Source organism: Mycolicibacterium hippocampi (genome assembly GCF_010723735.1).
Taxonomy (GTDB): Bacteria; Actinomycetota; Actinomycetes; order Mycobacteriales; family Mycobacteriaceae; genus Mycobacterium; species Mycobacterium hippocampi.
This window is the reverse complement of sequence record NZ_BLLB01000002.1, coordinates 4,687,141-4,697,797: the sequence shown is the minus strand read 5'-3', so window position 1 is coordinate 4,697,797 and position 10,657 is coordinate 4,687,141. Positions and strand designations below refer to the sequence as shown.

General features: G+C 66.0%; 11 protein-coding genes and 2 tRNA genes. 7 read left to right on the top strand and 6 right to left on the bottom strand.

The window, feature by feature from the left end; all coding sequences use genetic code 11:
* The first annotated feature begins 3 nt into the window (after positions 1-3).
* On the top strand, positions 4-396 hold the full coding sequence (gene acpS / locus G6N53_RS23540; protein WP_205390443.1) for a holo-ACP synthase AcpS: 393 nt from the start codon (positions 4-6) through the stop codon (positions 394-396).
* A gap of 100 nt (positions 397-496) precedes the next feature.
* The gene (locus tag G6N53_RS23535) at positions 497-1,828 is read left to right on the top strand and encodes a dipeptidase (protein WP_163892905.1); all 1,332 of its coding nucleotides are present in this window, start codon (positions 497-499) and stop codon (positions 1,826-1,828) included.
* A 400-nt stretch (positions 1,829-2,228) separates the two neighbouring features.
* Here the strand turns inward: G6N53_RS23535 and bcp are convergent, their stop codons facing one another.
* The gene (gene bcp / locus G6N53_RS23530) at positions 2,229-2,711 is read right to left on the bottom strand and encodes a thioredoxin-dependent thiol peroxidase (RefSeq protein WP_163892902.1); all 483 of its coding nucleotides are present in this window, start codon (positions 2,709-2,711) and stop codon (positions 2,229-2,231) included.
* A 153-nt stretch (positions 2,712-2,864) separates the two neighbouring features.
* Between bcp and G6N53_RS23525 the strand changes: the two genes are divergently transcribed.
* Positions 2,865-3,092 (top strand): DUF3618 domain-containing protein, encoded by a 228-nt coding sequence (locus G6N53_RS23525; protein WP_163896300.1) that lies wholly within the window; start codon positions 2,865-2,867, stop codon positions 3,090-3,092.
* 9 nt (positions 3,093-3,101) lie between these two features.
* Here G6N53_RS23525 and G6N53_RS29930 read toward each other — a convergent pair whose 3' ends face one another.
* A complete protein-coding gene (locus tag G6N53_RS29930) occupies positions 3,102-3,272 on the bottom strand; it encodes a hypothetical protein (protein WP_205390442.1) in 171 nt (56 codons plus the stop codon).
* 371 nt (positions 3,273-3,643) lie between these two features.
* Here G6N53_RS29930 and G6N53_RS23520 point away from each other — a divergent pair, with 371 nt between their 5' ends.
* From G6N53_RS23520 to G6N53_RS23510, 3 genes are all read left to right on the top strand, one after another.
* Positions 3,644-4,015 carry a hypothetical protein gene (locus tag G6N53_RS23520; RefSeq protein ID WP_163892899.1) on the top strand — a complete coding sequence of 124 codons (372 nt, stop codon included), beginning with the start codon at positions 3,644-3,646 and terminating at the stop codon, positions 4,013-4,015.
* A 104-nt stretch (positions 4,016-4,119) separates the two neighbouring features.
* Complete coding sequence (locus G6N53_RS23515) at positions 4,120-4,866, top strand: MspA family porin (protein ID WP_205390441.1); 747 nt, start codon at positions 4,120-4,122, stop codon at positions 4,864-4,866.
* Positions 4,867-4,975: 109 nt separating this feature from the next.
* Complete coding sequence (locus tag G6N53_RS23510) at positions 4,976-7,627, top strand: S15 peptidase family protein (RefSeq protein WP_163892896.1); 2,652 nt, start codon at positions 4,976-4,978, stop codon at positions 7,625-7,627.
* Between the two features lie 33 nt (positions 7,628-7,660).
* Here the strand turns inward: G6N53_RS23510 and G6N53_RS23505 are convergent, their stop codons facing one another.
* Positions 7,661-8,080 carry a ChaB family protein gene (locus G6N53_RS23505; protein WP_163892893.1) on the bottom strand — a complete coding sequence of 140 codons (420 nt, stop codon included), beginning with the start codon at positions 8,078-8,080 and terminating at the stop codon, positions 7,661-7,663.
* Between the two features lie 226 nt (positions 8,081-8,306).
* Positions 8,307-8,379, bottom strand: a tRNA-Lys gene (locus G6N53_RS23500).
* A 152-nt stretch (positions 8,380-8,531) separates the two neighbouring features.
* Here G6N53_RS23500 and G6N53_RS23495 point away from each other — a divergent pair.
* Positions 8,532-9,752 (top strand): L,D-transpeptidase, encoded by a 1,221-nt coding sequence (locus G6N53_RS23495; protein WP_163892890.1) that lies wholly within the window; start codon positions 8,532-8,534, stop codon positions 9,750-9,752.
* Positions 9,753-9,905: 153 nt separating this feature from the next.
* Here G6N53_RS23495 and G6N53_RS23490 read toward each other — a convergent pair.
* Both G6N53_RS23490 and orn read right to left on the bottom strand, forming a co-directional pair.
* Positions 9,906-9,978, bottom strand: a tRNA-His gene (locus tag G6N53_RS23490).
* A gap of 28 nt (positions 9,979-10,006) precedes the next feature.
* Positions 10,007-10,654, bottom strand: coding sequence for an oligoribonuclease (gene orn, locus G6N53_RS23485; RefSeq protein WP_163892887.1), 648 nt, complete (start codon positions 10,652-10,654; stop codon positions 10,007-10,009).
* Between the last annotated feature and the right edge of the window lie 3 nt (positions 10,655-10,657).

Here is a 10,657-nt window from a genome sequence, read left to right as displayed (position 1 = left end):
GCCGTGGGCATAGTCGGGATTGGCATCGATCTGGTCTCCATTCCCGAATTCGCCGAACAGGTGGACCGGCCGGGCACGGTGTTCGCCGAGACGTTCACCCCGGGTGAGCGCCGCGACGCCGCCGACAAGAGTTCGTCGGCGGCGCGCCACCTGGCCGCGCGCTGGGCGGCCAAGGAGGCGGTGATCAAGGCATGGTCCGGGTCGCGGTTCTCCAAGAGGCCGGTGCTGCCCGAGGGCATCCACCGTGACATCGAGGTCATCACCGATATGTGGGGGCGGCCTCGGGTGCGGCTGTCGGGGGCGATCGCCGAACACCTCAAAGAGGTGACGATCCATCTGTCGCTGACCCACGAGGCCGACACCGCCGCCGCCGTCGCGGTGCTCGAGGAGCGCTGACCCCCGGCACCGCGAGCGCGCATGTTTGCACAGCGGCGCGCCGCAAACTGTGTGCCTGAGCGCGCGGTCGCGGTGATCGAAAGCAACTAGCGTGTACACCATGAGCGATCTCGTCCAGCGCGTCCGCGACGTGCTGCCCTCGGTGCGGGCCGACCTCGAGAACCTGGTGCGCATCGAATCCGTCTGGGCCGATCCCGCCCGCCGCCCCGAGGTGCAACGCAGCGCCGACGCGGTGTCGAAGCTGTTGACCGAGGCGGGTTTCGGTGACGTGCGGATCGTCGCCGAGGGAGGGGCTCCGGCGGTGATCGCCCGCCACCCCGCCCCCGCCGGAGCGCCGACGGTGCTGCTGTACGCCCACCATGACGTGCAACCGGAAGGCGACCCCTCGCAATGGCAGTCGCCCCCGTTCGAGCCGACCGAACGCAACGGGCGGCTCTACGGACGCGGGACTGCTGACGACAAGGCCGGCATCGCAACGCATCTGGCTGCATTCCGGGCCCACGGTGGCCGGCCGCCGGTCGGCGTGACGGTTTTTGTCGAGGGGGAGGAGGAGTCGGGTTCGCCGTCGCTGTCGCGCTTGCTCTCAGCACACCACGACTTGCTGGCCGCCGACGTCATCGTCATCGCGGATTCGGACAACTGGAGCACCGACGTGCCTTCCCTGACCGTGTCGCTTCGCGGCTTGGCGGACTGTGTGGTCGAGGTCGCCACCCTTGATCACGGTCTTCATTCGGGGATGTGGGGAGGAGTGGTGCCGGACGCGCTCAGCGTCCTGGTGCGGATGCTCGCCAGCCTGCACGACGATGACGGCAACGTCGCGGTCGCGGGTCTGCACGAAGCCGCCGCAGCGGACGTCGACTACACCCCCGAGCGGGTCCGCGCAGACACCGGCCTGCTCGACGGGGTACACGAATTCGGTTCAGGTTCAGTGGCGCAACGGTTGTGGGCCAAGCCGGCGATCACGGTCATCGGCATCGATGCCACCCCGATCGCGCAGGCGTCCAACACTCTGATCCCACGGGCCCGGGCCAAGGTCAGTATGCGGGTTGCGCCTGGCGGCGCCGCTGCGGATCATCTCGCCGCGCTGACCCGACATCTCGAGTCACACGCACCGTGGGGGGCCCGCGTCACCGTCACTCCCGGTGACCTCGGCGAGCCGTACGCGATCGATGCCGCCGGCCCCATCTACGACGTGGCCCGCGAGGCTTTCCGGGACGCATGGGGATGCGACGCGGTCGATACCGGTGTCGGGGGATCGATTCCGTTCATCGCCTCGTTCGCGGAGGCGTTCCCGGAGGCCAAGGTTCTGGTGACCGGCGTCGAAGACCCGGACACGCAGGCGCACAGCATCAACGAGAGCCTGCATCTGGGTGTTCTCGAGCGTGCGGCTACAGCCGAGGCGCTGCTGCTGCAGGGTCTCGGCTCGGTGTAGCTCAGGCCGCACCTCGCCGATTCACGCCTCACCTTGTGCGGGGGTAGGCCAGCGTGGACCGTCTCCACAGCAGCAACTTCGTCAACAGCGCTGGTTGCTTCTGCTGCCGCACAACACATCTCGGGCAGAGCTTTTCGTCGATCAGGACAGGGCTGTTACAGCCGTCGCATTGGTTTTCCATTGGTGATTTGCCGCCCTATGCCCTCAATCCCTTGGCGGAGTTGGCGCGCTTCTCGAATTTGGCGACTGCACGAAAGTGGTCGGCTCGGCCTGGCGGCGATACCTAGTGGGCGGTGGATGTGAACGGCCCGCTAGCAGCCCGACCTGGCTGCGTGACGCAACATCGTCGAGGGTACGGACAACCTCGGCGATCGGCAATCCAGGCGGTCTGAGCGCTGGCCTATCCTCCGAACTCCGAGATGAAGCGCGCGATCTTGGTGTCCGTACTCGAGGCCTTGACGTTGTACTGCGCCGCTGCGACAGTGCCTTTCTCGTCGATCACGAAAGTCGAGCGGATCACCCCCTGCACGGTCTTGCCGTACATCTTCTTCTCGCCGTACGCGCCCCACGCCTCGAGAACCTCCCGTTTCGGGTCGGACAACAGCGGGAAGGTGAGATGTTCGGCGTCGCGGAACTCGGCGAGCTTCTCCGGCTTGTCCGGGGAGATGCCGACGACGTCGAGTCCGGCGTCGTTGAGATCGGCGAGGCTATCCCGGAAGCCGCAGGCCTGTTTCGTGCAACCGGGCGTCGACGCGGCTGGGTAGAAGTACACGACGACCTTCCGGCCTTTGTAGTCCGAGAGCTTCACGGTGTTGCCGTCGGCGTCGGGCAGGCTGAAAGCAGGGGCTTTGTCGCCCACTTCGAGTCGTTGGGTCTGCGGCATCGCGGTGTTCCTCTGATCGATCGGTCGACCGGAGCGCTGCGGTGCGCACCGGCTGATCTAGGGTAGTTCGGCAAGGCAGGGTGTTCGGAGACTGCATGCAAGAGATCGTCGTCGATGACGACGTGGAATGGCGTTGAGGCAGCGGAGGCAGAAGTGGCGGACCGGGATCCCGACACCATCAAGGCTGAGATCGACGAGGCGCGCGAGCAGTTGGCGTCGACGGTCGACTCGCTCGCCGCTCGGGCCAACCCCAGCCGGGTCGCCGAGGACCTCAAGGCCGGTGTGGTGCGGTTCGTCAAACAGCCCCCGGTTGCGATGTCGCTGGCGGCGGTGGGCGCCTTGGTGCTCGTGCTGACTGTGCGCCGGCTGCGGCAACGCTGAGCGGACGGGTCAGCGCAGGCGACCGGAACGCAACCAGGTGGCGAGCGAGAATCCGGGTGGGTTGGCGACGCGACCGAGGCGGCTGCACGAGTACACCGCCACAGGCCGTTGCGCAGCTACGGCGATAGCTGTGTCCTCGCCGTCGGCGCCGGAGGCCACCGGTTCGCAAGAGCTTGACATCAGCTAATTCCTCATTTCGCACCCGCTGGCCGCGTGTGGCGTAGTGATCGTCCGTGCCAGCTAACAGACTCTAGCATCACCGCCTCCCTTTTGCCCAGCGCAACGGCCATGTATGTAGCCGGTCGGTTAAGGCCGTTACTGCCGACGGGTTTGTTCGCCCGTCGGCGATGTGCATCAAAGCTGATATCCAGCACATCAATGAAGCATCGAGCGTCGATGCACATGAGTTGTTCCAGGTCGCGGATGAAAGGCGGCCGCGAAATTTGCCGTGATGTACCGGCGCCGTCTCCACGTCGCGGGGCACCCCGTAAGACGCCGAGAAGGGTGTCCTCTACGCTGGCGCTGTCCGCGACGAGCAAAGGAGACGCACCATGGCGTGGTATCTCGCCCTGCAGGGTTCGGCGCTGCCCAGCCACCAGTCATCGGTGTACGAACTCCAGGATGGCACCGACGTCGACAAACTCGCGCAGGAGTTCGTGAGTGCGGTGACCCTGGACAGGGTGGTACCGATTCCGGCGATGTTGCCGCAGGGCCCCCGCAAGCGGCAGAAGGTCACTCTCTACATCCGGCCTGCAGCTTGGGGAATGTGGACGTTCTACGAGCTCTCCGATGAGGACCGGCGTCAGATGATGAAAGACAATCCGTTGCTGAACGCGATCCAGCAGCATCAACGCGAGCACACTGCGCCGGGTGGCGGCCAGATGAACCCACTTCTGGGCCAGCCCGGACCCGGCGCCCGCTGACCGGGGCGGGAACCCTCCGCGCCACCGCGCGTCAGTCGGGTATTTAGGCACGGTAAGTTCCCTTTACGGTCACGGCCTGATAACGCCCGAGAAGGGGGTGAGTTGTGCTGATTCGCCCCAGTGTTCTATCAGTCGGCGTTCTATCAGTCGGCTTCCTGCTGGCAACTACGATCATCGCTCCGGTGGCGGCGGCGGAACCCGCGGTCGAGCCGGTCGCCGCGGAAGCGTCGTCCCCGGTGGCAGGCGCACCTGCGGCGGAGGCGCCGACCGGCATGGTGGTGTCCCCGCCACCGGTGACGACCACGAGCCCGGACGGCTGGACTCTCACCTTGGCGGCCGAGGAGGAAACTCAACGGCCCATCGCGCCGTTGACCACCGCGCTGTCGACGCGTGAGTACGAGGTCGGCGGCACCTACACCGCGTCCATGACAGGTCCGGCCGAGGACGAGCCCCCGCGCGGCATGCTCGAAGTCGGCTATCAGATCGGCTGCGGTATCGACATGAGCACGTCGAACGGTGTGGCGCTGACGGGCACTGCGGGGATCACTCCCTCGATCGGCATCCTCGGGGTCGACGTCATCGGGCCGTTCCCGGATGCCATCCTCCCCGGCGTTGCCGGGAACCTGGGTGGTGCCATCACCATCGGCCTCAAGCCGGGGATCATCAACGTCGTCACGGTCGCCGAGAAGGAGTTCACCGGCGCCGAGCCGTGGGTCATGGTCGACGGCTTCCGGATCAAGATCGACGGATGTGTCGGTGAGTCCTTCATCCGCTCGTACGCGGTGCTGACACGCTCCACCGACGTCTCGGACGCGATCCTGGCTTACTACGGGGAGACGACGAAGGTCTAAGCCGGTTTCAGCGTCGAAATCCGTTTGTTACATATCCCGCTATTCGCCGGTTCCGGGGAGATGGCCGGGGATATAGTTTGCCGCGTTGCTCGTCTGCCCTGGGGGAACCATGAGCGCTGCAAGGTATATCGGTCGTGTCGGTGGACTCGCGGTGGCCTTCGGGGTCGGGACGGCGGTCTTCACCGGCCACGGCGTCGCGGCGGCCGAACCCGCGTCCGGGGGATCGGAATCGAACACGTCCTCGCAGGGCGCTGACGACTCCGGCGGTTCATCGGGAACGACCTCGGAGCGCAAGAGGTCGGACCGAGACTCGGCAGCCTCCGACGCCTCTGACGCCGACGCCGAGGCAGACACCGCTGATGACGCAGACGCCGATGACGCAGACGCCGACGCAGCCGACGAACCCGACCTGGCGGAGGAGCCCGAAGCGGACTCGACGGAGACCGGTGACTCGGACCTCGATGCGCAACACGAACCGGTGTCCTCGGGCTCCGGTTCCGGCAAGCGATCCCGCGACAACTCCGAGACCGCCACCCAGAACGTTGCTGAGACCACGGCCACGGAACAGGCCGAGGCGTGGCTGTCCAGCCCGAAGGCAACCGCCGGCCGGGCGCCGGCTGAGACGACGCCGGTCGCCCAGCCGACGCTGACGACGACGGCAGTGCCGCCGACGACGGGTGACTCAACGGAGTCGACGTCGCAGCCGACGGCTCCGGTGAACGCCGTCTTCCAGATCGTCAACGGTGTGCTGAACCCCTTTGCCGAGGACGGGCCGTCAGTGCCTCCGACGGGTACGCCGCTGGAATGGGCGATGGCCGCGGCGGCGCGCCGCGACCAGCTCGTCGCCAGCGGACCGATCTCGGTGAGCCCGACGTTCGAGTTCACCAACGGCGTCATCTACGGCGACGTCGGCGCCACGGACTCCCGCGACCGTCCGCTGATCTACACCCTCATCGACGACCCGGATCAGGGCGGAAAGGTCACGCTCAACACCGACGGCACGTTCTCCTTCCTGCCTGATCTGTCGGTGGTGGACTCGCGCGGCATCGAGCAGTTCACCGTGATGGTCAGCCAGAAGACTGCGCTCGTGGCGCTGCTGGAGCAGGTGCCGATCCTCGGCGACTTCGTCGAGCCCATCGTGCTGGGCCTGCAGCAGGTGCCCATCCTGGGGGCCATCCTGCAGCCGTTCATCGGCTACCGGGTGTTCGCGCCGATCGACGTCAACGTCGGTGCGCTGGTGCCTGAAGGGGCACCGGTGGCGTTCACCACGATGGTGACCTCATTCGACGGTGTGCAGATCAGCACCAACTTCTTCCCCGCGAGCGGACTCGGGGCAGGCGAGACCGCCACGACCGTGCTCAACGGGCCGGGGCTGGGCAGCGCGGGCAACATCGACCCCACCTCCGAGACCATCGTCTTCGACCTCGTCCCGGGCCTGGTGCCGCTACGTGACGCCGGCTACAACGTCGTCACCTGGGATCCCCGCGGCGAGTTCGCGTCCGGTGGGGTGCTGCAGCTGGACAATCCGTTCTTCGAAGGTCGCGACGTGCAGGCCATCATCGACTGGGTCGCCACGCGGCCGGAGACCGAACTGGACGCGCCGGGGGATCCGACGATGGGCATGGTCGGCGGCTCGTACGGCGGCGGCATCCAGCTGGTGTCGGCGGGCATCGACGACCGCATCGAGGCGATCGTCCCGGTCATCGCGTGGAACTCGCTGATCGAAGCTCTCTACCCGACCGCGGCATTCAAGTCCGGCTGGGGCACGCTGCTCGGGTTGGATCTCCTCGAGGCCGGTGCCCGGATCAATTCGCAGATCTACCCCGCACTCATCCTCGGTGATCTGCTGGGGTTCCTGACCGAGAGCCAGCAGGCCATCTTGGCGAGCAGCGGCCCCACCGTTCTGGTGAGCAGCATCACGGCCCCGACGCTGCTGATCCAGGGCACGGCCGACGGACTTTTCACCCTTGCGCAGTCCGTCACCAACGCGCTGCTGCTGGACGAAGCCGGCACTCCGGTGAGCATGATCTGGGCCTGCGGCGGGCACGGGATCTGCCTGGACCCGGAGAATCCGTTGCAGACACCGCTGCTCATCGACTCCACGATGGCCTGGCTGGACAAGTACGTGAACGGAGACGAGTTGGTCCCGACAGGTCCGCGGTTCGAGTGGTTCGATCAGAACGGCGACTACCACTCGTCGGATCTGCTGCCGACCGATCCGGCGTTCTACGGCGAGCCGCTCGTCACCACGGGATCCGGGGGTTTCCTGCCCCTCATCCCGCTGCTCGGCGGTTCCGGGCCGCAGACTCAGTCGCCGACACCGTTGCTGTTGTCGCCGGCGGTGGCCTCGGAAGCCTGGTTGGCGCTCGACGTCGAGATCCCGGGACCGGAGACCACCACCGAGATCGTCGGAGCGCCGGTCCTGAGCTTCAGCTACTCGGGACTCGGGACCAGCCGACACATCTACGCCCAGTTGGTCAACGAGACAACTGGCCTCGTCCTGGGCAATCTCGTCACGCCGGTGCCGGTGACGCTCGACGGACGTACCCACACGGTGACCGTCGACCTCGAGCAGATCGCTTATACCATGTCACCGGGTGACACTCTGACGTTGCAGGTGGTCGGTTCGGCCACCCCGTACGAGAACTTCACCCAGTGGGGCTTCATCAACGTCGGCGACATCGAGATCGCGCTGCCGACCGTTGCCGGCGCGACAGTGGAGGAGCTGGCCGGAGCCGCGGAGGACCTGGTCGCGGCGTAATCAGGCTGGCGTAAGCAGCCGGGGGCGGTCAGCTCAGCGGTTGCGAGCGGTTTCGCGGCGGTTGGCCTTCTTGATCGCGGAGACCAGCTCGTCCTTGTTCATCGTCGAGCGACGCGGGATGTCGAGCTTGCGGGCGACCTCGGTGAGGTGCTTCTTGGTGGCATTCGCGTTGACTCCCTCGGCAGTCTTGCCCTTGGGATTCGGGCCACCGCTACGGGCGCGCTCGTCCGACGGACCCTTCTTGTCCTTCCTCTCCCAGTGGTCGCCCACCTTCTCGAACTTGCGCTTCAACGTGCTGTAGGCGACGCGGTGGGCGCGCTCACGGTCGCCGTACTCCTCGGCCGCTGCATCGTGAGCCTTGGCGAACGTGCGCTGAGCCTTCTTACCGGACTTGCGTAGCGTGCTGGGCAGTTCCTTCTTCTTCGGCTTGCCGCTCTTCTTGGTCATGGGCATGGCGCCGCTCCTTCCGAATCGATCGGCCGCGAGAGTGCCGGACTGTTTCGGCGTGGAACCCTATTTCAGGACTCGCTCAGATGATCGCGACCACCTAGATGAGCGGTACCCGCTGTCGGCGTGGCCAAACGGCGGGCACGGGCCGTGGCGTCGCGAGGAACGACAAGAAACCCGCCTGAGCGGGGTACTTGTCTCGATTGCAGTGCAGAGGCATCAAGGGCTGAAGTGCGCCGTCAGGGTTTCGAACCCCGGACCCGCTGATTAAGAGTCAGCTGCTCTACCAACTGAGCTAACGGCGCGCGTGAGAGACAATAACAGGCTGGCGGCAGACGGAGAAATCACAACGTCCCCGTGGGGGCCGGAGCCTCCTCACGATCGTGCTCCTTGTCGGATCTGGCCGTAGACTGTTCGCTGTCGGTTGAACAGTCCTGTATGTGAGGTGGAACGAAGTATGTGGCAGGTCAGCACGGTGGCCCGTCTGCGACGGAATCGGACCCGGTTGGTGGCCGCCGCGATCGTTCCCGCGATTGCGTTTGCCTTGACAGCATGCGGCGGGAGTTCCGAACCGGCGCAGCCCGAGGTGATCACCGACAAGGGCACACCCTTCGGTGACCTGCTGGTCCCGAAGCTGACGTCCTCGGTCGAGGACGGCGCCGTCGGGGTGAGCGTCGATTCGCCTGTCGAGGTCAGCGCTGAATTCGGTGTGCTGGGTGCTGTGTCGATGGTCAACGAAGACGGTGAGGCTGTCGACGGTCAGCTCTCCAAGGACGGCCTGACCTGGGAAACCGCCGAGCCGCTCGGATACAACAAGCGCTACACGTTGACCGCGCAGTCGCTCGGCCTGGGCGGTGCCACCAGCCGGCAGATGACGTTCGAGACGCACTCGCCCGAGAACCTCACCATGCCCTACGTGCTCCCCAACGAGGGTGAGGTCGTCGGCGTCGGTCAGCCAGTGGCCATCCGCTTCGACGAGAACATCCCGAACCGGGTCGCCGCGGAGCGCGCGATCACCGTCAAGACCACCCCGCCCGTCGATGGCGCCTTCTACTGGCTGAGTAACCGCGAAGTCCGTTGGCGCCCAGCGGAATACTGGAAGCCCGGTACGACCGTGGACGTCGCGGTCAACACCTACGGCGTGGACCTGGGGGACGGTCTGTTCGGTCAGGACAACGTGTCCACCCGCTTCACCGTCGGTGATGCGGTCATCACGACCGTCGACGACAGCACGAAGACGCTGACAGTCCGCCGCAACGGCGAGGTCATCAAGAGCATGCCGGTGTCGATGGGCAAGAACAGCACCCCCACCAACAACGGCGTCTACATCGTCGGCGACCGCCGTGCGGAGATGGTGATGGACTCGTCGACCTACGGTGTGCCGGTCAACTCGCCCAACGGATACCGCACCGAGGTCGACTGGGCCACCCAGATCTCCTACAGCGGGATCTACATTCACGCCGCGCCGTGGTCGGTGGGCAGCCAGGGATACAGCAATGTCAGCCACGGCTGCATCAACGTGAGTACCAGCAACGGCCAGTGGTTCTACAACAACTCCAAGCGCGGTGACGTGGTCGAGATCATCAACACCGTGGGATCGACGCTGCCCGGCACCGACGGTCTTGGCGACTGGAACGTCCCCTGGGAGCAGTGGGAAGCCGGCAACGCCAACATCTGACGGGCAGTAGCGACGGCGCACCCGTCACCGGGACGGGTGCGGGCGGCCTGTCCTCGCTTCACGTGATCTGACGGCGTGGGCGTCGGGAACGAGACTCTTCCGGCGCCGACGCAGAAGCGCCGCCTACCGGAGTAGACGGCGCCTCTGAGAGCGGGTGGCTGACGGGACTCGAACCCGCGACAGCCAGGATCACAACCTGGTGCTCTACCAACTGAACTACAGCCACCATTGCCGCTCACGCGGCGTCGTCGATACTAGCCGGTGGAACCCTCCGTAGCCGAATTGGTAGCGCTGTCGTCGCGCGTCGGTGGACCGAGTTCGGCCGCTATCGCGGCGATATCGCTGGTCGACGGGCCAGGCGGGGTCACGAATGCCGTCTGCCGGTAGTAACGCAACTCACGGATGGATTCGTGGATGTCGGCCAGCGCGCGGTGCGCGAGGCCCTTCTCCGGCTGACCGAAGTAGATCCGCGGATACCACCGGCGGCACAACTCCTTGATCGAGCTGACGTCGATCATCCGGTAGTGAAGGTAATCGTCGAGCTTGGGCATGTCCCTGGCGATGAACCCGCGGTCCGTGGCGATCGAATTGCCGGCCAGCGGCGCGGTCTTGGCCTGGGACACGTGGGTTCGGATGTAGTCCAGCACCATCGACTCCGCGGTGGCCACGTCGGTGGTCGACGCCCGCACCTCTTCGATCAGACCGGACTTCGTGTGCATCTGTGCCACCACGTCGACCATCGACGACAGTGCCTCGTCTCCGGCGTGGATCACCACGTCGAGGCCGTCGCCGAGGATGTTGAGTTCGGAATCGGTCACAAGGACCGCGATCTCGACGAGTAGGTCGGACTTGAGGTCCAGGCCGGTCATTTCGCAGTCGATCCACACCAGTTCGTCTCGCACAGC